This is a genomic window from Paenibacillus sp. 2TAF8 (assembly GCF_052114825.1).
Taxonomy (GTDB): domain Bacteria; phylum Bacillota; class Bacilli; order Paenibacillales; family Paenibacillaceae; genus Paenibacillus.
Window position 1 is genome coordinate 94,637 of sequence record NZ_JBFRFN010000011.1, and the last position, 24,825, is coordinate 119,461.

General features: G+C 44.0%; 29 protein-coding genes and 2 tRNA genes. 6 read left to right on the forward strand and 25 right to left on the reverse strand.

Translation table 11 applies throughout. The features are described 5' to 3' along the window. Window positions 1-185 precede the first annotated feature (185 nt). Window positions 186-258: transfer RNA gene (locus tag AB4Z30_RS17565), tRNA-Val, on the reverse strand. A gap of 146 nt (window positions 259-404) precedes the next feature. On the opposite strand from AB4Z30_RS17565, the gene AB4Z30_RS17570 reads away from it, so the two are divergent. From AB4Z30_RS17570 to AB4Z30_RS17580, 3 genes are all read left to right on the forward strand, one after another. Further along, window positions 405-686, forward strand: coding sequence for a hypothetical protein (locus AB4Z30_RS17570; RefSeq protein ID WP_441928642.1), 282 nt, complete (start codon window positions 405-407; stop codon window positions 684-686). Window positions 687-957: 271 nt separating this feature from the next. Next, window positions 958-1,401 (forward strand): GNAT family N-acetyltransferase, encoded by a 444-nt coding sequence (locus tag AB4Z30_RS17575; RefSeq protein WP_441928644.1) that lies wholly within the window; start codon window positions 958-960, stop codon window positions 1,399-1,401. 155 nt (window positions 1,402-1,556) lie between these two features. Next, window positions 1,557-1,793, forward strand: coding sequence for a DUF3892 domain-containing protein (locus AB4Z30_RS17580; RefSeq protein ID WP_090923789.1), 237 nt, complete (start codon window positions 1,557-1,559; stop codon window positions 1,791-1,793). A 104-nt stretch (window positions 1,794-1,897) separates the two neighbouring features. Here AB4Z30_RS17580 and AB4Z30_RS17585 read toward each other — a convergent pair whose 3' ends face one another. The 4 genes from AB4Z30_RS17585 to AB4Z30_RS17600 form a co-directional block, all read right to left on the reverse strand. After that, complete coding sequence (locus tag AB4Z30_RS17585; protein WP_441928646.1) at window positions 1,898-2,179, reverse strand: hypothetical protein; 282 nt, start codon at window positions 2,177-2,179, stop codon at window positions 1,898-1,900. Then, on the reverse strand, window positions 2,163-2,390 hold the full coding sequence (locus tag AB4Z30_RS17590; RefSeq protein ID WP_090923691.1) for a hypothetical protein: 228 nt from the start codon (window positions 2,388-2,390) through the stop codon (window positions 2,163-2,165). The genes AB4Z30_RS17585 and AB4Z30_RS17590 overlap by 17 nt, the downstream gene beginning before the upstream one ends. Window positions 2,391-2,545: 155 nt before the next feature. Then, window positions 2,546-2,875 (reverse strand): DUF3889 domain-containing protein, encoded by a 330-nt coding sequence (locus AB4Z30_RS17595; RefSeq protein WP_441928649.1) that lies wholly within the window; start codon window positions 2,873-2,875, stop codon window positions 2,546-2,548. Window positions 2,876-2,932: 57 nt separating this feature from the next. Further along, window positions 2,933-3,247 carry a hypothetical protein gene (locus AB4Z30_RS17600; RefSeq protein WP_441928651.1) on the reverse strand — a complete coding sequence of 105 codons (315 nt, stop codon included), beginning with the start codon at window positions 3,245-3,247 and terminating at the stop codon, window positions 2,933-2,935. A gap of 286 nt (window positions 3,248-3,533) precedes the next feature. Between AB4Z30_RS17600 and AB4Z30_RS17605 the strand changes: the two genes are divergently transcribed. Continuing rightward, window positions 3,534-4,436 (forward strand): manganese catalase family protein, encoded by a 903-nt coding sequence (locus AB4Z30_RS17605; protein WP_441928653.1) that lies wholly within the window; start codon window positions 3,534-3,536, stop codon window positions 4,434-4,436. 251 nt (window positions 4,437-4,687) lie between these two features. On the opposite strand, the gene AB4Z30_RS17610 is transcribed toward AB4Z30_RS17605, so the two are convergent. The 17 genes from AB4Z30_RS17610 to AB4Z30_RS17690 form a co-directional block, all read right to left on the reverse strand. Continuing rightward, window positions 4,688-5,197 (reverse strand): hypothetical protein, encoded by a 510-nt coding sequence (locus AB4Z30_RS17610; RefSeq protein WP_441928655.1) that lies wholly within the window; start codon window positions 5,195-5,197, stop codon window positions 4,688-4,690. A gap of 62 nt (window positions 5,198-5,259) precedes the next feature. Further along, complete coding sequence (locus tag AB4Z30_RS17615; protein ID WP_441928843.1) at window positions 5,260-5,664, reverse strand: barstar family protein; 405 nt, start codon at window positions 5,662-5,664, stop codon at window positions 5,260-5,262. Between the two features lie 51 nt (window positions 5,665-5,715). Next, window positions 5,716-6,018 carry a hypothetical protein gene (locus tag AB4Z30_RS17620; RefSeq protein ID WP_441928657.1) on the reverse strand — a complete coding sequence of 101 codons (303 nt, stop codon included), beginning with the start codon at window positions 6,016-6,018 and terminating at the stop codon, window positions 5,716-5,718. Window positions 6,019-6,624: 606 nt separating this feature from the next. Then, window positions 6,625-6,879 carry an RHS repeat-associated core domain-containing protein gene (locus AB4Z30_RS17625; protein ID WP_441928659.1) on the reverse strand — a complete coding sequence of 85 codons (255 nt, stop codon included), beginning with the start codon at window positions 6,877-6,879 and terminating at the stop codon, window positions 6,625-6,627. A 108-nt stretch (window positions 6,880-6,987) separates the two neighbouring features. Beyond that, window positions 6,988-7,392 (reverse strand): hypothetical protein, encoded by a 405-nt coding sequence (locus AB4Z30_RS17630; protein WP_441928661.1) that lies wholly within the window; start codon window positions 7,390-7,392, stop codon window positions 6,988-6,990. 210 nt (window positions 7,393-7,602) lie between these two features. Further along, entirely contained in the window at window positions 7,603-7,944 is a 342-nt protein-coding gene (locus AB4Z30_RS17635) for a hypothetical protein (protein WP_441928663.1), read from the reverse strand. Window positions 7,945-7,959: 15 nt separating this feature from the next. After that, window positions 7,960-8,280, reverse strand: a complete 321-nt coding sequence (locus AB4Z30_RS17640) for a hypothetical protein (protein WP_441928665.1) — start codon at window positions 8,278-8,280, stop codon at window positions 7,960-7,962. Window positions 8,281-8,498: 218 nt separating this feature from the next. Further along, window positions 8,499-8,951 (reverse strand): copper amine oxidase N-terminal domain-containing protein, encoded by a 453-nt coding sequence (locus AB4Z30_RS17645; RefSeq protein WP_441928667.1) that lies wholly within the window; start codon window positions 8,949-8,951, stop codon window positions 8,499-8,501. A gap of 304 nt (window positions 8,952-9,255) precedes the next feature. After that, the gene (locus tag AB4Z30_RS17650) at window positions 9,256-10,971 is read right to left on the reverse strand and encodes an ABC transporter ATP-binding protein (protein ID WP_441928669.1); all 1,716 of its coding nucleotides are present in this window, start codon (window positions 10,969-10,971) and stop codon (window positions 9,256-9,258) included. Between the two features lie 49 nt (window positions 10,972-11,020). Next, window positions 11,021-12,052 (reverse strand): FecCD family ABC transporter permease, encoded by a 1,032-nt coding sequence (locus AB4Z30_RS17655; RefSeq protein ID WP_441928671.1) that lies wholly within the window; start codon window positions 12,050-12,052, stop codon window positions 11,021-11,023. 1 nt (window position 12,053) lies between these two features. Further along, on the reverse strand, window positions 12,054-13,109 hold the full coding sequence (locus AB4Z30_RS17660) for a FecCD family ABC transporter permease (RefSeq protein WP_441928673.1): 1,056 nt from the start codon (window positions 13,107-13,109) through the stop codon (window positions 12,054-12,056). Window positions 13,110-13,383: 274 nt separating this feature from the next. Beyond that, window positions 13,384-14,121, reverse strand: coding sequence for a glycerophosphodiester phosphodiesterase (locus tag AB4Z30_RS17665; RefSeq protein ID WP_441928675.1), 738 nt, complete (start codon window positions 14,119-14,121; stop codon window positions 13,384-13,386). Between the two features lie 748 nt (window positions 14,122-14,869). Then, on the reverse strand, window positions 14,870-14,998 hold the full coding sequence (locus AB4Z30_RS17670; RefSeq protein WP_260510917.1) for a hypothetical protein: 129 nt from the start codon (window positions 14,996-14,998) through the stop codon (window positions 14,870-14,872). A 122-nt stretch (window positions 14,999-15,120) separates the two neighbouring features. Continuing rightward, entirely contained in the window at window positions 15,121-15,705 is a 585-nt protein-coding gene (locus AB4Z30_RS17675; protein WP_441928678.1) for a TIGR00730 family Rossman fold protein, read from the reverse strand. 501 nt (window positions 15,706-16,206) lie between these two features. Continuing rightward, window positions 16,207-16,626: a hypothetical protein gene (locus tag AB4Z30_RS17680; RefSeq protein ID WP_441928680.1), complete on the reverse strand. Its 420-nt coding sequence runs from the start codon at window positions 16,624-16,626 to the stop codon at window positions 16,207-16,209. Window positions 16,627-16,876: 250 nt separating this feature from the next. After that, window positions 16,877-17,545, reverse strand: a complete 669-nt coding sequence (gene ung / locus AB4Z30_RS17685; protein WP_090923710.1) for a uracil-DNA glycosylase — start codon at window positions 17,543-17,545, stop codon at window positions 16,877-16,879. A gap of 379 nt (window positions 17,546-17,924) precedes the next feature. After that, a complete protein-coding gene (locus tag AB4Z30_RS17690; protein WP_441928682.1) occupies window positions 17,925-19,187 on the reverse strand; it encodes a MalY/PatB family protein in 1,263 nt (420 codons plus the stop codon). A 286-nt stretch (window positions 19,188-19,473) separates the two neighbouring features. Here AB4Z30_RS17690 and AB4Z30_RS17695 point away from each other — a divergent pair, with 286 nt between their 5' ends. Then, complete coding sequence (locus AB4Z30_RS17695; protein WP_441928684.1) at window positions 19,474-20,181, forward strand: helix-turn-helix domain-containing protein; 708 nt, start codon at window positions 19,474-19,476, stop codon at window positions 20,179-20,181. Window positions 20,182-20,332: 151 nt separating this feature from the next. On the opposite strand, the gene AB4Z30_RS17700 is transcribed toward AB4Z30_RS17695, so the two are convergent. The 3 genes from AB4Z30_RS17700 to AB4Z30_RS17710 all read right to left on the reverse strand — a co-directional run bounded on the left by AB4Z30_RS17700 (window position 20,333) and on the right by AB4Z30_RS17710 (window position 24,372). Further along, a complete protein-coding gene (locus AB4Z30_RS17700) occupies window positions 20,333-23,254 on the reverse strand; it encodes an insulinase family protein (RefSeq protein ID WP_441928686.1) in 2,922 nt (973 codons plus the stop codon). A gap of 355 nt (window positions 23,255-23,609) precedes the next feature. Further along, window positions 23,610-23,695 (reverse strand) — tRNA-Leu (locus AB4Z30_RS17705). 221 nt (window positions 23,696-23,916) lie between these two features. Then, window positions 23,917-24,372 carry a hypothetical protein gene (locus tag AB4Z30_RS17710; protein ID WP_441928688.1) on the reverse strand — a complete coding sequence of 152 codons (456 nt, stop codon included), beginning with the start codon at window positions 24,370-24,372 and terminating at the stop codon, window positions 23,917-23,919. A 214-nt stretch (window positions 24,373-24,586) separates the two neighbouring features. Here AB4Z30_RS17710 and AB4Z30_RS17715 point away from each other — a divergent pair, with 214 nt between their 5' ends. After that, window positions 24,587-24,811, forward strand: a complete 225-nt coding sequence (locus AB4Z30_RS17715; RefSeq protein WP_441928690.1) for a hypothetical protein — start codon at window positions 24,587-24,589, stop codon at window positions 24,809-24,811. Window positions 24,812-24,825: the final 14 nt, after the last annotated feature.

Sequence of the window (24,825 nt, forward strand, 5' to 3'; positions counted from 1 at the left end):
TTGTTTGCTTACTACAACAATAAGAGATCAACCTTGCATTGAATTTAGGTTTGGTTTAAATTTTGTTTAAAAAAGCATAGCATGTCCCCATTCCCGCACCGAATTCTCCCCCAAAAGCCGATTTAACCATCCATATTGGTTCAGAAAAAAGAAAAAAAGCCTTGCGTAGCAAGGCTTCTTAAGTATGATCTGTAGTGGGCTCGAACCACTGACCCCTACCCTGTCAAGATAGTGCTCTCCCAGCTGAGCTAACAGATCATGTATATTAGGTTTCGTTCAATGAAGTAACAGTATCATACCAAGTAAACGTGTTCATTGTCAATCATTAATTGGTTTTAAATCATTCATATTGGAGCACAATAATGGAAAGATTACGATATTGTGCATGAGGAGAATGTAAAGTGATGATCAAACAAAACACGAACCAACCGCTTAATACACGCCATAACAATAAACACCATAATAAAGACTGGAAACTTACTGCTACTCATGTTGCTGTTTTGCTCGTTATGACCTTTACCTTGACTGGTTGCAGGCTGGAACGGGACGAGCATACGGTACAATTTCAGCAATTGCACCAACCGAATCAACAAAATGAATCGCTGCCTGTCTGGATGGACGTTTACTCAAAATCCGTAATACAAGAGGTATACTCCCCTCGGGGAAACAGTGAGTTATTGCCTTAAATGGCAGAGTCAGCTCTAGAGCCTTTATCAGAAGTATATACTCACTCTTCTTCATCCCATTTGCGTGAGTATGCCTTCTTGGTCACATAGTATAACAAAGCGATCATGCCCGCCGACATAAGCAATGTAATGGTCATAATAGCCGCCATTCCCATGACTCTCCCCTCCTCCAAAGCCCCAGTATATACCAAACTTAACTATACAAGAAAAGCATTTTTTTGTATAATGCAGTCTGAACTTGTGCGCATGGAGCAGAAAGAAGGAATCGAATTTGGCAGCAGAGATTAGTTATGTCACAACAGAAGAAGAATTAAAGCACGCTCTTGGGATCCGCCGTCAGGTTTTTGTTATTGAGCAACAAGTGCCCGAAGAACTTGAAATAGATCAATACGATGTTATCAGTCCTGATGTGCATCACGTATTGCTTCATACCGATGGGAAGGCTGTCGCCACAGGTCGTCTGATCTATTACAGCAAAGATACGGCCAAAATGCAGCGAATTGCTGTACTGGAATCCTACCGTTCGTTCGGGTATGGACGTGTGCTCCTGTTAGCGATGGAAGAGCTTGCTCGTGAGCTTGGATTAACCTATTCGCTGCTGGATGCCCAGTGTCAGGCGCAGAAATTTTACGATAAACTCGGTTATGAAGTAATTTCGGAAGAACCTTTTTACGATGCCGATATCCTGCATGTCCGTATGAGAAAAAGCTTGTAGGCCAGCAGAACAACTCGACAACACAGGCACTACATACATTACACAGCTATTCTCGGAATGTGGAATGTTCTAAAGAATGCATACTTCCCTCCAATTCGGACAGGCTAACAGGGTAAACCTATTCCCATTTGGTCATAGAAGGAGAGTGTGACATGATGGATCAAACAACACGCGAAACGTTCACAGCAGTACAAAAGAATGGTGACGGTGACTTGACCGCCTTCCAGACATCCACAGGCCGTATTCTGGATTATCAGCAAGCTCTGAACGAAGTGAAGGCTGGAACAATCGCTGGTGTGAATGTATTCAAAGGCAAGGATGGAGAAATGTATATTCGCGGCGATGCCGACGGCGACCCGACCAACAACCTTGACCAGCTTCCGAATTTCTGATAAATGCATTCACGATACAGCGCCAATCCTTACGGATTGGCGTTTTTGCTGTAACTTCTGCAGAAGTCTGTTACACCTAGGCGTACTATTCGCCCCTCAACGAATCAGTAATCCGTAAAATATTTTACTGCACTGCCAGCAGCCTGCGCTTTTCGCACGGGCTTGGGTTCCTGCTCCCAGGCCTGCAAAATCTGTATACTTTCCAGTGTAGATGGTTGAGGCCAGGAGATATATCCTTTCTGTTCAAGCGCTAGCAGTGACTCTCGAATGTGCGCCGGGTTGCGCCCTGTCTTGGTTTCCAGTTCATCCATACGTGGAATTCGCCGCTGCTGACCTGCATAGTTGACAATAATACGAAGTATTTTACGTTCAAAGTCGTTCAGCATACTTCAGTTCTCCCTTCCGATTCCGATCCGTTACAGGGCGCCATGCCAGAATATTTTGCTCCAGAAAAGTCCGGGGTACCCCTTCCATGCCATCAGATGCCCGAATTACTCCGCCTCGCATGCTGTTGATTCGAATCTGCCGCTGTGTAATCTGTCCCGCACGATCCATGTACACAAGCTCCACCATCTGGCCAACATATTTCCCTAGCATGATCATCCCTCCAATAAGAACATTTGTTTGTATTCATTATTATATGCGAACATAAGTTCTTTATTCAATAACAAAAAAAGGAATTTCAAAAAATAAAAAAACCAGACATACTCCGGGCAAGACGGAAGTCTGGTTCTTCAGGGGAAGATCGAATATTAGTGACGATCGGATTCAGAAAATTGCACTGTTTTTAACTGTTGCGTATTCGGATTAAAATCCACATTAACATAAACCGCAAATTGCTTGCCGTCTTTGGCTCGAACCCACAGCTTGAACTGCTCTCTCGACTGATTCGCGCTAACCGACGAACGGCCGATATGTTTGTAATCCAGAATGTCGACATTGTACTTCGTTTGGGTTTCCTTCACGGCGATGATGCCCCATTTCGCATAATCCGGAATGTTGCTGCTTGCTGCCGAAATGGTCGTTGAGATGCCAGCGAAACCTAGAACAAGCGTCAATATCGTTATCATAAGCACTCTCATGCATTTCACTCCTTGGGAGAATGTGTTTGCTGATATCGTGCCCGTTCGGATTACATTTTACACCCAGATTCGCAAAATCCAGACCACTGGCAACAGCCAAAATGGAATAACCGGCATCAGTTTAACCAATGGATCAACCTCGGAAGTATTACTGAAGCTCATCCCCCAATCCCCGGAAAGAAAATGCTGCTCTGCCTGGGACTCTTCTGTAGGCTCTAAACCATACTTCTCCATAAGCATTTGCCTTGTCTGTTCATCCACCTTAACATCGTTCCCCACACCGCTTGCTGCGACATGTGCAGTGTTTATGTAAGTTAATATCATCATTAAACTCATCATTGAACTTACGATATGTATCCATCTAAATCTCATATGTATGTCTTCCTTTCTGCTTCAAATCAATAACCAAAGATCTGCGCTACGCTTTGAACAACTTGTCTGATTGTACATAATAATTGTGATATTGGAAATACCAAACGGTGAACCATTCAACACGTTCTTCGAGCATGCGTAGCAAATAGTACATGCCCCTTTAGACCCAATTCATAGTTTATCTGTTTAAAAAATCCATATACCGTGTAATGGGCCTTGACTGACCAAGCTGAATCCAACGTCCGCCCGAGTCCATTTTCACCCATATTCGAGGAGGTTATATCTGATGTTCAAACGTCTGGATGAAATTTTGATTGAAATTCCCAACGTCGAAAAGCCTGATCCCAATGCAGCAGCAGCTATACAGGAATTGCTTGGTGGTAAATTTGGAGAAATGTCCACACTGAACAACTACCTCTACCAATCCTTTAATTTTCGCTCCAAAGAAAAACTAAAACCATTCTACGACCTCGTCATGAGCATTACGGCCGAAGAATTGGGACATGTTGAGTTGGTATCCCATGGGATTAACCATTGTCTCCGAGGATCAACCGAATATAAAGAACCTGATCAGACACCGCTGGGTTCCGTCAAGGATGCAAGGCTATCGTATCATTTTCTGGCAGGTGCACAAGGCGCGATGCCTTTTGATTCGATGGGCAATCCGTGGACAGGCGCCAATGTCTTCAACAGTGGCAATCTGGTAGAGGATTTGTTGCATAATTTCTTCCTCGAATGTGGAGCCCGTACGCACAAGATGAAAGTATACGAAATGACCGATCATCCTGCTGCTCGCGAAGTTGTCGGTTTCCTGCTCGTACGCGGCGGTGTGCACGTGGTGGCATATGCCAAAGCGATTGAAATTGCAACGGGTGTCAATGTGACCAAATTGATCCCAATCCCTTCTCTGGATAACAAAGCCTTCAACGAGGCTCATAAATACGAAGAAAAAGGCGTACACACCAAGCTGTACACCTATAGTGATAAAGACTTCAATGCCATCGACCAAATCTGGAAAGGCACGCATCCCGAAGATGGACAACCTCTGGAGGTCATTCAGGGCATTCCTCAAGGCTTCCCTATTCCGGAGGCTCCAGCGGTGGAAGAGGAGTTTGCGCCAGGCATCTCTCATGAAGACTTCAAGGAGATTGCACGTCGTCTGAAAATGGCGGGGAATATTGCGGATTAAGGAACGGGTTGCTTAGAAAGTGCTGACCAATTTGTTAGATGGTTTTCCGCTATAAATGTAAATGTAGTTGGCCTATGTGCAAAAAGCCCTCGTCCCCATCTGCTTCAATGCAGAGAAGGTCTGAGGGCCTTTTGAATTAAATAAATAAATCAAGTATATGTAGTTAACTCCTTAACAGATCGCAATTTCGGACAAATGCCGTTTCCAAACTATAACTGGTTCAGCATAGGTAGGATGACTTCATCCAGTTCCTAAAGTATCTCGCTATCCGTGGGACATTCTATAATTCTTTCTAAATCAGGTTTTAACATACGCAGACATTCTAAAGGTAATCGAGTCAATTTCATTGCCAGCTTTTGAAACTTCGCTTCTTCCAATCCAGCAATAGAAAATTCGTAGTATTCAACATTCTCAAATATCCGGAATCCATATTTTATTGCCCGCTCTCCATCTGGGAGAGGATCGAACACAATAACGTTAACAGCACAACCCTCATGTTGAACAAAAAATTCAATCTCACGGGCATTTTGAATGATGAAACAATCCACTTGTCCCGTCCGTGTTGTAAGTTCTTTGAAAGGCAACATGCTTGTCTGAAGCACAGTGTCATACTCCCGGCCTAACTTCTGTGTAATTTCATAAGAGTCCTGGTATATAACAATTCCGATTGGGAATGGATACCCATAAAATACACGGATAATCTCAATAGCTTTTTGAGCAGAGCTCTTATCTATGGGAAATGAGAAATAGTAATTATTCATGAACTACCTTCCTATTTATGTACTATCTATTATTGATCAGATTACCCATGATTCTTATAAGATCAACTAAAGACTAACGTTACATTTCCATCCGCTAGCACTTCTTTTAACTGTTGAAAATAACCCTCATTTGAACACCATTCATGATCTACATTTTGAAGAACAATCCTGAATGGTGCTATGGCTCCAAATCCACCACAAAAACAGTCGGACAAACTATCCAAGTTAAATCCATAGTATCCTCCTGGACCGTTAATAGCCTCACCTATGGCACAATAAAAAGAAGAGGAGTCCTCAATGTTAGTCGCATCCATGTGATATATGCCATTCTGCCGCTCCTGAGAATGAAGTTGGGTTCCTCGATATAATCGGGCGACTTCTAGCCATCCGATTCGTTGTTCTAGAGATAGTCCTACCCATTCGTTCGTTTTAGCTAGAGGTTTTCTTCGCATATTCCAAATGAGCATACTCCCTTCTGTTGCCACTTGGGACAAATCCCCAACCAGTTCAAACTGTGTTTAAACTTCATTAAATTCTGTAAATCGATTATATGAAAGAGGTTCTCTGAGTACAAAATAATATGATCCTATTGAATTCTCTTCGAGATCAAGAATAGTAATCTCTATATTGTTTATACTAATTTTTTTCTCCTTACAGTAAGCTACAAACTCATCGTTATATCGAAAATGAACTAGCGTTATTTTATGAAACTCCTCATCACCGACGGTTTCAATAAGATTGCCAGTCACCCCAATCAGATCCGATGATTTTCCAATGGTCAAACCACTCTCATCATCAACTAAAGAATACCGATTGATCATCTATTATATAAGCTCCTTTAAATTTGCGTAAAGATTCACGTCTAACTCTTAACTTCTAGTAAAACATATGCCCCCTAGAATTTTATCGGATAAACCAGAGTTTATTCCAATGTCTATTCTAAGAGGTACACTTTAGGCAATAACTTAATGCTGCAGATTCTACATTATGGGACTTAGCCCACTCTATYATCACATTTTGATCGAACATTGTACCCTCACTTTTATTCCTTTTTGCACATAGTAAAAATTCAGTAGATTCACTGGGCACTGGATGGAAATAAAAGAAAGACCTTAAGTATTGCCCCTCAAGGTCTTCTTCCAATTTTCTACTTTAATATGTGTTTTAACTCTTGCTCAAGGTTATCAGTAAATTCAATTAAAGAGTTTAATGCAACATTAAATCTAAAACCCCTTTGGCAGTTTTGTATCACTCCATCCGCTTTAGTAGCCTCAAATGCCCATACTGTACATTTAATTTTTTCATCTTCTTCAAGATCATAGAATTCCAATTCATAGAGAAATTCAAATGTTGAAATCTCTACCTTACCTTACTAAACTTATTTGCTAATTGCATCTCAGAAATTAATGACCTTAATTTCGAAAACATTAAGTCAATCCCAAACATATTGTAATAATGTCGAGCAGGAAGCTGCCGCCTTGCACCAGGTACAACGTATCGCCGTCGCGGCTGAGGCCGAAAGGATCGACGTACGAAACAGGGTTTCCGTTTACGTATGCATAACGGTTCAGCGATTGCACCGCGCTGATCGTTCCCGTTACTACATCACGGTTCACGAAACGGCGGATTTCCGGGCTGTACTTGCGCGCCATCATGTAGTAAAGGCCGTTCGGGTCGGTCATCACGCCATCGCGAATGAATAAGCTTAACAACCCTTAACCATGCCGATTTACTTGGCACTAAACGGGGAGAGAAACACCTTGAGGGTGTTAAGCCCCAAGGTTTTAGCGTTAGTTATCAATTTCAGCTTTCATTTTGTAAAATAAATCTAAGTGGTACTTTTCTCTCTCCATTAATCCGACATGATGGTCGAAATTAAACGCGATTTCTTTATAGCCAAGGATCGTTGAAATTTGCTCGCTATTTGGTTCACCTATAAAATTGAAGTACCAAGAATTTGGAATTTTTTGATCAATGACTTCGAACCATTCATACGGAAACCATACCGGGTCAAGATTTAAATCGGGGTCCGGATGATCAACTTTCAATAAGTAAAACATGTAATTATCCCAATGGCCGATCGAATACACATTAAATGTTGCCCCAATAATTAATGACTCACATTGATAATTTATTGGGTAACCTGCCTTAGTGGATAATGAATCACTTTTATTTGATGTACATTTTACTTTCATGAAGTACCTCTCTAGGAATATTCCATATTTCTATAACCGATAATATAATCTTTGAAATTCAGGCTGGAAGGTAGTTCCCCTTCCAATTCAGACCTTAAATTATGTAAAATCCCCAAATTTAAAAATAAATTCAATCATTTGATGCATAACCGTTCGACTTAACTACAGTTCTTCCGTTACTTTTTTTAGTAACATCATTTGAAGATTGACTTAATAAACTAACTGTTCTTGCCCATCAATCACTAACAGGTCATCGTAAATCTCCCCTGACATCCTATAAAACAACTCATATCTGCCAATTTCCTTGCCATCGTAAATGATGGGGACTAAGGCAATAATGTGAGAATATTCAGGCTCATTCCAATTTATTATGCAATAAACTTTTTCTAGTTCTAGCATTAATTTTTCAGGATAGTACTCTCCAAAATACAGTTTCTCGTCTTCTGGAGACTCTGCCAAGTAGTTATTTACGCACGATAAGCAATAACTTCGTGCTGTAGCTTCTACATTATGGGACTTAGCCCACTCTACTACCACATTCTGATCAAACATTAATCGGAGTCACCATCACTTCCTTTTCCCACGCCACCAATACCTTCCCCACACACCTAATACAGCGCACAACAGCAGCGCACAATACGTCCAGGCAAATAGCATGGCAAGCCCTAACCCAATGTTGGCATCCAGACGTTCGTCAGTTGTGTAGGTATACAATGCAAACGTAAGAGGTACGGCACCAGTAATAAAAAGTCCCATAAACCAGCCAGTCAAGTTTCGAGAACCTGAGCCTTGGTTATGTCCCATCAGTTTACGAATCCCCAATAATAACAACCATAAAATAAAAACAAAACCGACACAGGTAAGTAGTATTTTAGTCAGATCTGACATGTAAATCGCCTCCCAGTAGATAGACTCTTTGTCAATAAACTTCACTACTTCTCGTAAGCATATTATACATTTCAGTCAAAGCTATACCTATCATTACCCAAAGGAGGTTTCTTTTTGTGTTTACTGTTCCCATTTGTACTGTTCATATCATTTTACTGCACTCTCGATCCTTTAATAACAAAGAAACATCCCGGTATACATCACCGGGGGAGATTCACCTATTCTATCGAATTTTCAGGAAGAACGATGTAAATTGAAAGTGATGCTTTATCAAAATTCACCGTTGCACCTATGGATTCACTGATAAATCTAAGGTTCACATATAAAGTGTTGCCTCCAAGAAAAGGTGTTTGTGATAAGGCATGTGATTTTCCATTCACAAATGCTGTCTTTTTATTCTCACTTAGTTTTATAACTGTAGCACCATCCTGACTGCTTGCTGTAACTGTTTTGTTGATATTGTCCCAACTTACCTTCATATCATATTTTTCAAATATTTCACGAAAAGGAACCATAGATACTCCTGAGTACGCAATAATCGCATCAAAATCCAGCTTTTCGTCATTTACATAGATCGTTGCCCGAGGTGCCTCTCCTTCAGCATAAATACTCGTTGAACATATAGACATGATTAGAAAGAGAAGACCAAACACAAATAACTTCTTTTTCATAAGTTTCCCTCACTCTCTTTAAGTAACAACATGTTATAATGCGCAACCACGTTTTCTCTCCTTATTTCTCTTTACTCTAATTTATAAAATATTATTGAATCTCCTGACAAAATGATAATACTACTCCCCCTCCAAGTGTCAATATATACACATACTAAAAAGCTCGAAACTCAAGTTATGACTTCAGTTACGAGCTTTTAGTATGAATAGACTATTATTGATTGATTGATTGATTGATTGATTTACAATTGTTAATGCATTTTACTTATCACTCACGAAAACATTTGTAAATTCTTACCCTGAACTATGCACCAAACTGCGCATAGTGCAGGCGACTGTAGATGCCTCCAGAAGCAAGCAGTTCCTCATGACGTCCCTGCTCCGTGATGCCTTGCTCAGCCACGACAACAATGCGGTCCGCATTTTTAATCGTCGCCAGCCTGTGAGCAATGACCAGTGTGGTTCGGCCTTCAGAAAGTTCCGCCAAGGATTGCTGAATCGCAGCTTCCGTTTCAGTGTCGAGTGCAGACGTCGCTTCATCCAGAATCAGAATCGGCGGGTTTTTCAGGAACATTCGAGCAATGGATAACCGCTGCTTTTGTCCACCAGACAGTTTCACTCCGCGCTCACCAATGAGTGTATCCAACCCTTCAGGCATAGACAGAATCAAGGATTCCATCTGGGCCCGACGAGCGGCCATCCAGATTTCCTCTTCTGATGCATCTAGCTTGCCGTACGCAATATTTTCCCGAATCGTCCCATCGAAGAGGAACACATCCTGCTGCACGATCCCGATTTGGCCCCGTAAGGAATCCAGTGTCATGTGCTGAATATCCTGACCATCAATCGTGATGCGCCCTTCCAGCACATCATAGAATCGTGGCAGCAGACTACAGAGGGTTGTTTTCCCAGCACCCGACGGACCGACAAGCGCCACCGTTTCACCGGCGCGAACACTGAGATCGATACCCTTAATGACTGGCTCTTGATCCGAGTAACCAAAAGTCACTTGCTCGTAACGAATGTCTCCACGTAGATGGGATACCGGAACAGCATTAGGGCGGTCCTTGACATCCGGCTCCATATCAAGCAAGTCCGTATAACGTTTGAAACCTGCGATACCTTTAGGATAGGTCTCAATAACCGAATTAATCTTCTGAATAGGTGTTAGGAAAACATTGGACAACATGATAAAAGCAATAAACTCACCATAGGTCATACTGCCGTTAATGACAAACCACGTTCCACATACGAGTACAAACAATGACACCAGCTTCATTAGCACATAACTGATCGAGGAGTTCCAGGCCATAATTTTGTACGCAATCAGCTTGGTTTGACGGAAACGGCCGTTATTTACAGCGAATTGTGCTTTTTCATACTCTTCATTGGCAAAAGCCTGAACGACACGAATGCCCGTAATATTGTTTTCTACACGTGCGTTGAAATCCGCAATATCCCCGAACATTCGGCTGAATGCTTTGGACATTTTGTTACCGAAATACAAAGATAGATAGATAATCAGCGGCACAATGATAAATGTGAGAATCGCTAGATTCCCGTTAATGCTCATCATGATACTGAAAGCACCAACCAACGTCATCACGGCAATAAATACATCTTCCGGACCATGGTGAGCAATCTCTCCGATATCCATCAAATCATTAGTCATGCGGGATACCAGATGTCCAGTCTTCGTATTGTCAAAATAACGGAAGGATAACTTCTGCACGTGATTGAACAGACTTTTACGCATATCCGTCTCGATATTAATCCCCAGCTTGTGTCCCCAATAGGTTACAACATAATTCAGGAAGGAATTGATCAAGTAGATGCCCAGCAGTCCTAGACATGCCCATAAAATCCAGTCCCAGCGTCCACCTGGCAGCAGATCATCTACAACCCGGTTCACCGCTAGTGGAAAGGCCAGTTCCAGTAACGCGGCCAAAATTGCACAGGTGAAGTCCAGAATGAACAGTTTTTTGTAAGGCCTGTAATAGGCAAAAAAACGACGAAGCATGAACCATGTTCCCCCTTACGGCAATCTCCGTCAATATGATGATTACCTTTTATTTCGTTCTGCTCAAGAGATACAGAAAGTATGGTGCACCAAGAATCGCAACCAGAATCCCGGCTGGGATCTCCGAAGGTTGCAAAATGACACGTCCCAGTGTATCCGCAACCAGAACGAGCAATGACCCAACCAGTGCTGATGCAGGTAGCAAAAACTGATGTTTTGGCCCAACCAGACGGCGCGCCAGATGAGGTCCGATCAGACCAACAAAACCGATACCGCCGCTCACAGAAACGCAAGCTCCTGCAAGAATAGCTGCTGCAGCAAGCAAAATCATACGTTCACGTTCTACAGGAGCACCAAGACCACTTGCTGTCTGATCCCCGAGATTCAATACATTCAGCACCCGTGCCTTCGCAAGTACCAGCGGTACAAGCACCAGGATAAATGGCAACAGTGCCCAAACAAACTTCCAATTGGAGCCCCAAATGCTACCTGCGAGCCAAGTAGCTACAAATTGATATTTCTCAGGACTAAGCCGCAGCGTTAACACGATCATAGCTGAACTGATACCAGCCGCGATCCCGATTCCCGTAAGCAACATCCGGGTTGGCAAGATGCCCTCCCCTTTTTTGTAGGAAAGGATATAGATCAGAAATGCCGCAAAGCTCGCCCCAATCAGCGCAAGGATCGGAAGCAGAAAGATGGGAGCTGCTGTTGTCGTTGGAAAAAAAGAAACAAACAGCATGACCATTAGCCCCGCTCCTGCATTAATACCAAGAATCCCGGGATCGGCGAGTGCATTGCGTGATACCCCTTGCAGGATACAACCCGACAACGCCAGACCCGCTCCGATCAGAACGGAAATCACGATGCGAGGTAGCCGGAACTCAAACAGGATCAGTTCCTGCTTCGGCGTGCCGCTGCCAAACAACGTCCGTAAAACCTCCAGCGGCGAAAGCTTGGTAAATCCGGTATTCATACTGATAATAAAAGCTGTAATAATCAAAAGACCGAGCACAACAAGAACAACGATACCTTTTGTTTTCTTTTTGCGCTCTGCGCCAACCATAGATGAGGAACCCATCTTACAGCGTCCTCCTTTCTTTCCGCGCCAGATACAAGAAGAACGGTACTCCGATGAGGGCAACCAATGCGCCAATCGGCGTTTCGTAAGGCGGATTAATCATACGTGCTGCCAGATCCGAGAATACAAGCAACAGGCTGCCCATCACGGCAGAGCAAGGAATGATCCAGCGATAATCGACCCCAACCAGCTTCCGTGTAAGGTGGGGAATGATGAGACCCACAAATCCGACCGCACCCACCACAGATACAGCAGTCCCCGCCAGAATAAGTACAACAATCAGACCAACCAGCTTGATCAAACCGGTACGCTGTCCTAATCCAACCGCAATGTCCTCGCCAAGACTGAGCAGTGTTATCGAACGTGAGATGATCATTCCAACGATGAGTGCTGCGAGCACCCAAGGAAACATCACTTCAAGTTGAGACCACTTCGTTCCAGCTACCCCTCCGGCAGTCCAGAAAGCCAAGTCTTGTCCGATTCTGAAGTAGAGCGCAATGCCTTCACTAAGTGCAGATAACATAGCCGACACTGCAGCTCCAGCCAGCACGAGACGCAGCGGCGTTAGACCCGATCTGGATGCCGCACCGAAACCATACACAAGCAGCACACCAAGCCCTGCTCCCAGGAATGAGTACATAATAATGTACATATACGGCAAACCTGGAAAAAAGGCGAAACAGATCGCGAGCGCAAATCCGGCACCAGCATTCAGACCAAGCAGTCCCGAATCGGCGAGCGGATTCCGGGTCATGCCTTGCATAATCGCACCGGCAACAGCGAAGCAAGCACCCACCATCGCTCCGCCAAGAATACGCGGTAGCCGAATCTCCCATATGATCTGATGAGGAGTCAAGTCTGGGTTAAAATTGAATACAGCCTGCCAGACGACACCGAGCTGAATATCCGCAGCACCAAACGAAATAGACAACGCCATACCCAGAGCAAGTAACAGAATACCACCAGTAAGAATGAGAGTGGCTGCCCATGGGCGTGTGTGAATTTTCGCTGTAGGTGACTCCCCATTAGATTGCGTGGAAGAACTATTTGAGCTCATACTTGTCCACCTGCGTTATGAGTAAAGCCTGTTAAACTTATGTACATAACAATCACCTCTCCAAAATACCGCTTCTATTGATATTGATTCTCATTCCCATATAACATTGTAAGACAATCCTTCCCGTCTGGCAATGGACAAAAAGGACAACTTTCGTGCAGATATGAATATTTCCGCATGAATATGCATAAAAAAGGCCATACAGCGCTACATCTCCTGCATGGCTTTCACTTTTATCATTTTGGTTAAAATCTAATCTGCCCCCTCTATTCGCTTAGCGCCTCCACGCGGTCATCAATGAAGCAAGTACATCTGGAAAATCGGTGATGATGCCTTGTACTCCCATATTAATCATCATCTCCATATCGCCGGGATCATTCACGGTAAAGGGATAAGTGACTATACCTTGCGCAACAGCAGCACTTACTTCCTCTTTGGCCACAGCCAGCTTGTACGGATGAAGACCTGATGCCTCCAGTTTAGCCGCATAATCGTAAGGACGATACAACTTCTCCATATATAAAAGCCCAGTGCGAATGTCCGGCGCAATACGCTTACATTTAACAAGCGAAGCATGATTGAAGCTGGATAGAACAACCTGCTGTTCCATTTTCCACTCCCGAATAACTTGAATGACCTTCTCTTCCATCCCTTTATATGGAACGATGCCATTTTTCAACTCTACATTAAGCAGAATTTTCTTGCCTTGTACCAAGTTAAACAACATTTCCAGTGAAGGAATAGACTCTCCGGCAAAATCCGAATGGAACCAAGAGCCTGCATCAAGAGTCCGCAATTTATCATAGGTGCAATCTTTAACCCAGCCTTCGCTTCCCGCCGTCCGTTGTAAAGTTTCATCATGAATGAGCACCAACCGACCATCGGCTGACATCTGCACATCCGTCTCAATTCCTGTTGCCCCCAATTCCAGAGCTCGCTCAAATGCAATCATCGTGTTTTCCGGGCATACCGCAGATGCACCACGGTGGGCAATAATTTCAATTTTGTTCAATCCAGACCCTCCTGCATTCAAAGTGGATTCTATGAACTTTCACTATATACACCATTTGTCATACACGTATTAAGAGAGCGTTTAATTGTATACTGGCTTGTTCATTCAGCACGGGTCTAACATTTAAGGGCTGGGGATTCACTCATTTTTGCGAACTCAATCTAAAAACCAACATAATATAATATCAGTCGTAGACAACTGCACTCCGCTGTAAGGAGGTTGCCCTTTGAAACCAATGAAACCACGAACAAGAACGCACTTGAGCTCTTCCAGGTCTTGTTCTGCCCCAAAGTCTTCATCCCACCGTTTATCTAAGAACAGATCAGAACCAGGATCAAAATTCAGTGCGCCAAGACCTCCCGGATCACGACAAACGATCCCGCGAGCTTCTGTTCGAGGACTCTCTTTACCTGATAGAACAAGTAATCAGTCCAGCGTTATCGAACCCAAACAAAATAGACTGGATAAGCTGGCCTTTGTTGCCGCCATCCTTGCACTGATCGCTTCCGCTATTGGACTATACATTGCCTGGAAAACACTTCTTCTGCCCAGCGATACTACGGAAATCGTCGTATAGTTTCCAAGTAGATAGCTCTATCTCATTGCTATGGGATGGAGGTCTTTCTTTAGGCACAAGCAAAAAAACCGTTCCCCTGAAACGCCGACAGCCGCCGACGTCTCTTTGGAAAGGCCATTTTCTTCGAATGATGCCGTGAGTCAGCATGCATCTGTTATAGAATGGTCTGCATTACAGTACGAACGTACGGGAGATGATAACCAGCAGGATAAACAACACCAGGATTGCGCCTGTTGATGTCCATACACCACCACCGAAACCTCCACAGTAGCCGTAACCTGCTCCTTTGAGATCGCTCATGAGTGACACTCCCCTCTTCATCAAAGTACACTATAGACTATGTCCGCAAGCGTTATTTGCTTGGGCAGCTGAGGAATTTTTCATTTGAAGCAGCAGGTTACGGCTTTCAATTTCTTTAACCTTTACTTTCCGCTGAGTTCAGACCATTTCTGAGTTAATTCCTTGGGGATGTAGGCGGCCATCTGAGCAAGCAGTTCAGCCGGATCAGACTCAAGACTCCACAAACTGAGATGTGATGTGTTGGAGAAGCCTTCATGTACACTGTGCTCCACCATTTTCATAAGTGGTTCATAATAACCGTTCACATTCAAGAGGCCAACAGGTTTGCGATGAATGCCGATCTGTGCCCAGCACAGTACCTCAAACAATTCTTCAAACGTGCCCATACCACCTGGAAGTGCGATAAAACCATCGGATAACTGTGCCATCGTTGACTTCCGTTCATGCATCGTACCCACTTCAATCAGTTGAGTAAGCCCCCCGTGAACTACCTCACCCCGGAATAAACCCGTAGGCATAACACCAATCACTTCTCCGCCTGCCGCAAGAGCCGCATCCGCAACTGCCCCCATCAAACCCATACAAGAGCCACCATAGACCAGAGCATATCCGCTGTTTGCAATCTGTTTACCTAGCTGGGCAGCGTGTTCAATATAATCGGGATGATTTCCCGGGTTAGACCCTGCAAAAACACATATCCGTTTCAAGTCTCTTCACTCCTTTTTGAGATCTATCTCAGTTGGACTAAAATATTTACACGGACACTACGATGACAGAATAACCTGGAGAGTAGCTGTTATCCCCAGATTTTTTGTGATTCCCTTTTCCAAAGGGAAAATCCGGTGATAAAGGCGAACGCTTTGCTTTTTCAGGTTTTTTCTCTCCTCTCCGTTTTTGTGTAAATGGTTAGTTCAACTTATATATCTCCTTAGTATACAGTACAAATGTAATTGCTATGTTACAGCACATTAACAGAATACATACACAGCGTTATATGAAGTTTATATATCATTTGTTTCTTCGCCTCTCCATGTTAGTTTCATGCGCCTTCCACTAAAAAAGACAAAAAAATACCCGACCGTTTGCAGCCGGCCGGGTTCCCAAATCCATACACATTCATTTAGAAGGGGTTGTTACTACCTACTATAAGGTCGAAACATTAATGCCGTATGATCGCAATATGAAAACCATATTAAATTTCAGCCTGGCTATCGTATGCCGCGCCGCGAACGCACAACAAACATATGTTTATCTTTGCGCAGTAACCGGCCATCTTCAAGTTCGACCTGATCTTCGTCATGTCTTACAATCGTGGTGGATAACGCGACAATTTTGGCACGCCGCCAGATCATAATTTGTGACTTGAAATAGATCGCATTTTCAAACTGGATTGCTTTTTTCATCACATATCCGATCTTGTGCACTTCGGAACGCGCTTTCCTCAAAGGCAGGCTTTCGTCAGGAAGAGGTTTGATCATTGCAATATTGTCAAACGACACCTTGATTCGTTTCGGTCCGATTCGAACACATTCCGTTTCTTCATCCCACTCAACCAGCGTTCCCTTCAGAGGCTCGCGAATTCCTGTTGCCCGGTATACTGCTACTTTTCGTCCAATCCAATGTCGCAATGTGCTCGCCTCCAATCTATCTATATCCGTTGAACCAAAGATATTTACACAGACACTCCGATGACAGAATAACCTGGAGAGTAGCGGTTACCCCCAGATTTTTTGATTCCATTTTCCAAAGGGGAAAATCCGGTGATAAAGACGAAGCCTATGCTTCCGATGCAGCTTTCTTTCAGAAAGCTCTTAGCTTCGCTTTTTCAGGTTTTTTCTGTCCTCTCCGTTCCTTGTGTAAATGATTTGTTCAACATATCTAGTTTTCAGGTATTGTCCAATCGATCGGTTTAATACCTTTGGAGACGAGAAATTCATTCGCTTTGGAGAACGGCCGACTTCCAAGAAAGCCGCGATGTGCAGCTAAAGGGCTCGGATGTGTTGATTCCAGAACCAGATGTTTGTCTCTATTAATAAAAGCACCCTTCTTCTGAGCGTGGCTTCCCCACAGCATGTACACCATAGGCTCATTGCGCTCATTCAGCTCACGAATGACGGCATCCGTGAACGTCTGCCAACCCAAGGCCTGATGAGAATTCGGCTGACTCTCCCGAACCGTCAGAACCGCATTCAGCAACAGCACTCCTTGCTCCGCCCAATGAATTAGTGAACCATGCTTTGGAACAGGTACACCCAGATCAGCCTGAAGTTCCTTGTATATATTTTTTAGTGAGGGCGGTACGCGCACCCCGGGTCTGACCGAGAAGCTTAATCCGTGAGCCTGCCCCGCCCCGTGATAAGGATCTTGACCAATAATGACGGCTTTCACCCGATGATACGGGGTCAGTTTCAAGGCAGAAAACAAATCTTCTTTGGGCGGGTAGACGGTCTGTGTTTTATACTCGGCAGCGAGCGCATAACGAATCTTGTCAAAATACTCCGCTTCCGTCTCCTGCTGCAACACCTCGTCCCAATCATTTCCAAACATAATATATAGGCTCCTTTCCCCTGATGAATACATATCCGTGTAGCCCGTTTGGATGGGCTCTTCCCTGCAAGAGTCACATGTCCAGCGACTCATAGACTATCCATCATTTTAACATAACCGTAGTCGACAGACCAGAAGTGTACGATGAAGAGAAAGCAAACCGTTCAGATAAATAAAAGAAACACCTAAAAGGGACGACACAGAATATGTTCTGCTCCGCCCCTTTAATATTCAGACTGTATATACCCGTGTTCCCGTATAAATCAGCTTCAGTGTGCTTTTGATGGATTCAAGTATGATTTGTATACATCGCAGATTCAATAGTCCGATGCTTAAGATTACACTTCATACAGACAATTCATCGTAAAACCTGCCGAAGCTATACGTGTACAGGTACCTCTTTCACCTGTTTTTGTCCCGTCTTTTGGTCCACCAGCACCCGACTAATTCTACTCAAGCCTTCCTTCAGGACAGAAAGAGGACAGGCCAGATTCAACCGAATGCAACCTTCGCCGTTTGCCACAAACATTCCTCCGTCCTCCAGCAATACGCCTGCTTGCTCTGCAAAGAACAGAGGCAGGCTGACATTCTTCGGTGCATATGGCGTAATATCAATCCAGGCCAGGTATGTGGCGTCTGGGATGTGAAAGACAGCTAGTGGCAGATGTATTTTTAAATAGTCATCAACATACGCAAAGTTATCATCCAGGTAAAGCTTTAACTGTCTCAGCCATTCATCGCCATGTTCATAAGCGGCTTGAGTCGCCGCAATACTTAGCGGATTTTTGAAGCCGTAATGACGTGCCTGCCAGATCTCCCTTAGTGCCTTGTTCGGAATGATAACGTTGGAGAACATCAGACCGGCCATGTTGAACGTTTTGCTGGGAGACATACAAGTTATAATTCGGTCCGTATCCGGAAACAGTTTGGCGAGTGGGGTATGTGTTTTTCCCGTACGAAGCAGATCGCAATGAATTTCATCTGATATGATCCATATCTCATTATTCAAACAGATTTCGCCTACTCGCTTCAGTTCCTCGGTGCTCCAGATGCGTCCAGATGGATTATGCGGATTACAGAAAATGCATACCCGAACTTTCTCGTCTCTGGCTTTCGCTTCAAAATCGTCAAAGTCAATCGTATAGTGCCCTTCTTCATTCAACATATCCGAGCACACTAGTTCAAGCTGGTTATGATCTGCTGCCGATTTGAAAAATCCATAGGACGGTGTCAGGATCAATACCTTTTCGTCCGGCTTGCAGATATACTCCACCAGCTCATAGAGCGCAGGGATAATGCCATTCGATGTCTCCAGATGCTCCTTCGGGAAAGACCAGTCATAATATCGTTCCATCCAGCTCGCAACCGCCTCGTAATAAGCCGGGTCAAAAATTTGAGAGTACCCCATAATGCGGCGATCCAGACGATCTTTCACGGCATCCAAAATCTCGGGAGGTGTAGCGAACTCCATATCGGCAATCCACATGCGGATGAACTCCTCATCCTTAAACGGAAATTTCATCTCACTCGTTGCGTTAAAAATATATTGGCGGAAACCATCCGTATTCATGGCGTTGGTTCCGGTGCGGTCAATGATCTCATCAAAATTATAGGATGTATTCATTTTGCTCATTTTGGTCATGGGGTTAACTCCTCTGTCTTTTCGTTTCATCATTTATGGATGTTGAATCTATCCGTTCTTCGGTTCATCAATTCTAACCCTATTGTTCCATGCAGCCGGAGTTGCATCAAATGCAAGGGAATCTACTTAGAAGAAACAAAACACTTTTGATGTTTCCTTAGAATAGGCTTTTCATTGAAAAAGTGATATATTTCTGATAGGCTTTGGCGTTTAAGAAAGACTTTCAGCTTATTTGTCTATTCTCAGGAAACACTTCTGATCATCCAACTCGATAAGGAGCACCCCAATGAACAACATCAACCAGGAAGTGGGCAAAAAAATACGAAACTTCCGCAAATGGCGCGGGCTCACCGTACAACAACTTGCAGACCAGATTTTCAAGAGCAAAGGTACTCTTTCCAAATATGAGAGCGGTGATATTACGCTGGATCTCGTCACACTGCACCAGATTGCAGATGCGCTGAACATTCAGGTCGAGCAGTTACTTTACCAAGAACCGAGGCATGCGTCTCCGCTGATGAACACGGTCCAGTCCAGCTTTTTCAGAAACTCCACCCGCTTCTATTCGTACTTCTACGACGGCAGGAACAACAGTCTCATTCGCTGCGTGATTGACATGATGGCTCAATCGGACGCCAATCGCTACCGTACGGTGATGTATATGAATGTGAAGGATTTTGACAATTATCAGGAATGTGAAAATATGTACTGGGGTCATACCGAGCATTATGATACTTTGACCACGCTCATTTTGAAAAATCAGGCCACGCCGCTGGAGAATTTATATATTAATATTCTGGCTTCATTCCAGGAATCGGAGAAAAAGTGGGGATTGATGGCTGGTGTTTCATTCAGGCCATTTATGCCCATTGCGCTGAAAATGCTTTTCTCCCGCACTCCGCTACCCGAAACGCCAGAGCTTTACAACGAGCTGAAAATCTCCAAGGAAGATCTGCGCACGCTTAAAATTTACAACATGCTTGCGGTAACTTAAGCGGGAACTCGAATATACTAAAAAAGACACTTGCACCAGCTGTTTTACTTACCAGCCCATGCAAGTGTCTCTTCTTGTTATCTAAAAATGTTTTTTTCTAGGGATGTTTATTGAAGCTTTCTTTTCACAGCCGCACCTGGGTCACCGCACCTTAATGTTTGATCAGATCCAACGTTTCATCGAACTGTTGTTTCTGTTCTTCAATCTTGTGCTCATTTCCAATAACACACCGATGCTGTTGCTCCAGAATGGCAGAAACAAATCCGGCAAACCCGATAATATCGCTCTCTTTCGTACCAAGCACCTCATCGCGCTCCTGCTGCAGATCAGCTTCCGTCACATTGGACAGATAACATTCCAGTGAGAATGCCCCTTCACTATAAGGCGTTCTTGGCGCATCCAGATCCTGAATCGCACCGATGATATAACGAGTCATCTCCCGTTCGTCGGCACGGAAATCGTTCAGATACTGCGGAATCTCCTCGTATACTTTATAGGTTTTATCCAGATTCGGGTCACGGTAGGAAGCCAGATAACTGTCTCCATTGCGTCTGAACCCGGACATACAGCCGTAAGCGCCACCTTTGGCACGGATATTGTTCCATAGATAGTCCAGTGACAAGATACCTTGCAATACACGCAGTGAGCCTGTATAAGCGTATCCTTTTTCAATATAATTCCCGGTTTGCACCACATACTGAACCTCGGATGGAGAACGGAAACCTTCGTTATGTGTTGCAAGCGTAAACGCAAAAGCTTCCTTCGCCACTTCATGTGTGAACAGCTTTGCTTTCAGAGCGGACACCTGCTCTTCCAGACCTTCGTATCCTTTATCATCTGCCGTATAGCTGACAAGCAGGTTCTCCGGTCTGAAAATGTAACCCATCAGCTCTTGCAGACTAGAGGACAGTTCTTCTTTTTTCGCATCAAAGTTCGCCTGTAGATCCTCAAGCCACTGATAATAAGCAATCCCGCTAACCGACTCCCGGAAATCAGCAACGGCTGAATGTTTCGAGGACGATCTGGCAATTCCTGCGGAATGACCACTGTTGATCAGATTACGTTGCAAATTACCTTTCACCTGAGAAATGATCTCGAAAAGTCGCTTGGAGTTGTCAAAACGTGACGTAAACACGATTTCCTTAATCATATCAAAAGCAAATCCCAATTTGTCATAAAGCACCTTTGCATTGAACTCATAGGTTGCTTTGAAATCATGAAGCTGATGCGCATTCGCATACGTACCAACCCCGCTGTTGATTCCGCCAGAATGGATATGAATTTCATTCGATAACTCGTTAAACAAGTAATTTTGTGTGTCTACGTAACCAAGTACGTTTTTGAGCAATCCCACATAAGGCAATAAGCGCCGTGGTACTTCCTTGATATCAAACAACAGCCTCAGATATCCGATGCCATTCGTATACAAGTTATGATGCAAAACCGTTGTGCCATCCACGTTGTTCAACGTTTGGTACAGTTTAGACGCATTCGTATCAATATCCTCAATAGACAACGTCGGGATGACCTGCTGCTGTTCCTTGGTGGAAGGAGTGTTCTGGTACTCGGCAAGTGCTTCGGTACGCTTAATCATACCCTGCACCTCTTCTGGACTAAGTCCAGCCTGCACTGACTTCAACCGCTCCTTCAGCGCCTCTTCCTTGCGTGCGTTCAAGCCTTTGTCCGGTGTGAGCGCGACAAATGATGTATGTGTATTTTGTAATAAATACTTCTCAATCAGTTGTTCGAAATAACCGTCTTTCATTTTGGACCGAAGTTCTGCAAATACATCATTCGCCTCAAAATACGTGAAAGCTGCTTCCTTATCATACAGCCAGCTTTGGAGGGAGGAGAGTCCGTAGATCAGTCCTTTCGGCATGCGGCCAAAGTCCGCTTCCCGGTGGTTAAACTCATAAGAATTGATGCCGGCAAGCAATGCTTTCGGGTCAAATCCTTCTTTCACAACACGCTCCAGCACTTCCTTGATCGTCCCGAGAAATTCGTCCTTGCTGGACAAGTTGCTCTTCTTCAGTCCCACCGTAAACACAGGCTGATACAAGCTATCATCATAAGAGCCGTAAACATCCTTCGCGATGCCTTTATCTAGCAAGGCTTGCTTCAGAACAGCTCCCGGTGCATTGAGCAATGCGTATAACAAAATCTGAAACGCAATGTTCAATTCCTTATCCAGACTTGTGCCAATTACCGCATTATAGGTCAAAAAGCTGTTGTCTACTTCGGATTCCGTGCTTCCCGCAGAGTAGGACTTCACCGTGTCCACCCGTTTCGGGAAGGCAGATTGCAATTTAACCTCAGAGTCAATCTCGATCCGATCATAGTTGCTCAGGTAATGTTCATCGAGCCATTGCAGTTTCTCTTCCATATCCATATCCCCGTACAGATAGATGTAACTGTTGGACGGATGATAGTACCGTTTGTGGAAATTAAGCAATCCCTCATAAGTGAGATCCAGAATCGCCTCCGGGAAGCCCCCAGACTCACAGGAGTATGTCGTATCCGGGAAAAGAGAGTTCAGCACCTCTCGTCGAACCAACCGTTCTGGCGAAGAAAAGGCACCCTTCATCTCGTTATACACCACACCGTTGTATGTCAGTTCGTCATCTGCAGAAGTCAGGTTGTAATTCCAACCTTCCTGCAAAAATATTTTTTCATTCTCATAAATATTTGTATTTAATACCGCATCCAGATACACATCCATCAAGTTATGGAAATCATGATCGTTGCGACTCGCAACGGGGTAGACGGTTTTGTCAGGATACGTCATGGCGTTAAGGAATGTATTGAGTGAACCCTTGAGCAGCTCCACAAAGGAATCTTTGGCCGGAAACTTTTTCGAGCCGCAGAGCACGGAGTGTTCCAGGATATGAGCTACCCCTGTATCATCTTCGGGAGGTGTACGAAAACCGATGTTGAACACCTTGTTATCATCGCTATTGGACAACAATACGATATGAGCACCCGATTTTAGATGTTCCAGCAGGTACGCATCGGATTTCAGTTCTTCGATTCTACGCTCCTGTAATACCTTATATGGCTTAAGCTGTTTCAACATAAACTTGAGTCCTCCGTCCATAGATTGTTGTGTTGTTTGATGACTGGATACTCGTTCATATGTGCAAGTTACACTGCACTCCGATTTTCGAGTAATGTATCTTATTGGAACTTCATCCGTCAGCAAGGGAAAGGTAATATATGCCTACAGATAGTATACACCATTGTCACCTCACTTCATAAAAAGACGCCCGAATCCACTTTCTGATATGTATTATGTGGGTGTTGTGTTTATGAACTGCGGGGTTATGAAGAAACTGCTTGAGATGAAATCATATTTCTAGAAGCAAAAAATTGCATAAAAAAATCACATGAACTCTTGTTTAACAAGAGCTCATGTGATCTTTTCTTAGAGATGCCGAGGACCGGGATCGAACCGGTACGGTAGTCACCTACCGCAGGATTTTAAGTCCTGTGCGTCTGCCAATTCCGCCACCCCGGCGTATGTATTATTTTCTTGGCGACAAGAAATATCTTACCATGAACAAATTAATAATGCAACACTTTTTCCTAAAAAAATGAAACAGGCACTGCAAGCGTCAGCTCACAGTGCCTAGAAAGTCCGAGTTGCGGTCCCGGACTTCCGGTAAACCATCTATATTAAGGGAGGTGTGAGATAAGAATACCCCCCCAACATTAAAGGAACCTAAAATCAGCCTTAAATTAAACTAAAAAAAACAAAATGGACTTCACACGCTCCGCTTGCTCCTCACTGCACTCTACAAAAACCAGAATGTGACCTTGCAGTAACCAGTCCTCGTAATGATGTGCATCCTCTTCAGGAATGCCTGCTTCTGTCAGCGTTAAGACTAGATCATCTGTCTCACTTCCAATCTCATTGCCTGCTAATCTCCGAACCGCTTTCCCGATGGATGCGGTCTGATCCATTCGTTTTCCGAGCCCGGCTAATATGCCCTTCAGCGCTCCAAACGCTCCATCTGTTCCGGCACCTTTTAGCGGTTTGGGTAGTCCCGTCTTCTCACTAATCATCTCCAGATCTAACTGCTCCTTGGCTACAGCCCCCAGATATTGATCTTTGATACCTTCCTTTTTTAACGCATTCAATAAGATAACTGCATCGTGCTCCGAACGAGCAAGCCCAACGAACAGTTTCGTCATGCTGTTCCCCTCCTCTTCCTCATACCTTATATAACCCTGTAGCTTATGTTCAGTAACGCCTTTCCACTCGCTAAGTCAATACACCTAGAACAGTTTGATTATTTCTCTACTGGAAATCTATACCTAGTTCTGATAGACTAGATAATGAAGACAAATTAACCATTGATAACTTAGACATACGGATGAACATCTTATAAATCAGGAGCAATGACTTATGAAAAAAGAGGTAGAAATTGCCATTCGGCGCAATCAACAAATTTTGGTTCGGAATACAAGCGGACAGACAGTAACTGGCTTCCCGGAGCGATCTGCCGACAGCTCCATTCTCTCTTTACGGACGGTCCAGGGAAATGTGTGGATTCCGTTTGATGAAGTCGAACAGGTCACTCGCCTTTTAACCCTTCGCTCTCACCATCTAGGCACTATGCAGCTCGTGTAGGTACTTGTCATTGT

Excerpts from the sequence above, each read along its gene's own strand:
- AB4Z30_RS17570 (WP_441928642.1), top strand. The coding sequence starts at position 405 with ATGATCAAACAAAACACGAACCAACCGCTTAATACACGCCATAACAAT.
- AB4Z30_RS17580 (WP_090923789.1), top strand. The coding sequence starts at position 1,557 with ATGGATCAAACAACACGCGAAACGTTCACAGCAGTACAAAAGAATGGT.
- AB4Z30_RS17585 (WP_441928646.1), bottom strand. The coding sequence starts at position 2,179 with ATGCTGAACGACTTTGAACGTAAAATACTTCGTATTATTGTCAACTAT.
- AB4Z30_RS17590 (WP_090923691.1), bottom strand. The coding sequence starts at position 2,390 with ATGCTAGGGAAATATGTTGGCCAGATGGTGGAGCTTGTGTACATGGAT.
- AB4Z30_RS17595 (WP_441928649.1), bottom strand. The coding sequence starts at position 2,875 with ATGAGAGTGCTTATGATAACGATATTGACGCTTGTTCTAGGTTTCGCT.
- AB4Z30_RS17600 (WP_441928651.1), bottom strand. The coding sequence starts at position 3,247 with ATGAGATTTAGATGGATACATATCGTAAGTTCAATGATGAGTTTAATG.
- AB4Z30_RS17605 (WP_441928653.1), top strand. The coding sequence starts at position 3,534 with ATGTTCAAACGTCTGGATGAAATTTTGATTGAAATTCCCAACGTCGAA.
- AB4Z30_RS17610 (WP_441928655.1), bottom strand. The coding sequence starts at position 5,197 with ATGAATAATTACTATTTCTCATTTCCCATAGATAAGAGCTCTGCTCAA.
- AB4Z30_RS17615 (WP_441928843.1), bottom strand. The coding sequence starts at position 5,664 with ATGCTCATTTGGAATATGCGAAGAAAACCTCTAGCTAAAACGAACGAA.
- AB4Z30_RS17620 (WP_441928657.1), bottom strand. The coding sequence starts at position 6,018 with ATGATCAATCGGTATTCTTTAGTTGATGATGAGAGTGGTTTGACCATT.
- AB4Z30_RS17625 (WP_441928659.1), bottom strand. The coding sequence starts at position 6,879 with ATGACCGACCCGAACGGCCTTTACTACATGATGGCGCGCAAGTACAGC.
- AB4Z30_RS17630 (WP_441928661.1), bottom strand. The coding sequence starts at position 7,392 with ATGAAAGTAAAATGTACATCAAATAAAAGTGATTCATTATCCACTAAG.
- AB4Z30_RS17635 (WP_441928663.1), bottom strand. The coding sequence starts at position 7,944 with ATGTTTGATCAGAATGTGGTAGTAGAGTGGGCTAAGTCCCATAATGTA.
- AB4Z30_RS17640 (WP_441928665.1), bottom strand. The coding sequence starts at position 8,280 with ATGTCAGATCTGACTAAAATACTACTTACCTGTGTCGGTTTTGTTTTT.
- AB4Z30_RS17645 (WP_441928667.1), bottom strand. The coding sequence starts at position 8,951 with ATGAAAAAGAAGTTATTTGTGTTTGGTCTTCTCTTTCTAATCATGTCT.
- AB4Z30_RS17650 (WP_441928669.1), bottom strand. The coding sequence starts at position 10,971 with ATGCTTCGTCGTTTTTTTGCCTATTACAGGCCTTACAAAAAACTGTTC.
- AB4Z30_RS17655 (WP_441928671.1), bottom strand. The coding sequence starts at position 12,052 with ATGGGTTCCTCATCTATGGTTGGCGCAGAGCGCAAAAAGAAAACAAAA.
- AB4Z30_RS17660 (WP_441928673.1), bottom strand. The coding sequence starts at position 13,109 with ATGAGCTCAAATAGTTCTTCCACGCAATCTAATGGGGAGTCACCTACA.
- AB4Z30_RS17670 (WP_260510917.1), bottom strand. The coding sequence starts at position 14,998 with ATGAGCGATCTCAAAGGAGCAGGTTACGGCTACTGTGGAGGTTTCGGT.
- ung (WP_090923710.1), bottom strand. The coding sequence starts at position 17,545 with ATGTTTGGAAATGATTGGGACGAGGTGTTGCAGCAGGAGACGGAAGCG.
- AB4Z30_RS17690 (WP_441928682.1), bottom strand. The coding sequence starts at position 19,187 with ATGACCAAAATGAGCAAAATGAATACATCCTATAATTTTGATGAGATC.
- AB4Z30_RS17695 (WP_441928684.1), top strand. The coding sequence starts at position 19,474 with ATGAACAACATCAACCAGGAAGTGGGCAAAAAAATACGAAACTTCCGC.
- AB4Z30_RS17700 (WP_441928686.1), bottom strand. The coding sequence starts at position 23,254 with ATGTTGAAACAGCTTAAGCCATATAAGGTATTACAGGAGCGTAGAATC.
- AB4Z30_RS17710 (WP_441928688.1), bottom strand. The coding sequence starts at position 24,372 with ATGACGAAACTGTTCGTTGGGCTTGCTCGTTCGGAGCACGATGCAGTT.
- AB4Z30_RS17715 (WP_441928690.1), top strand. The coding sequence starts at position 24,587 with ATGAAAAAAGAGGTAGAAATTGCCATTCGGCGCAATCAACAAATTTTG.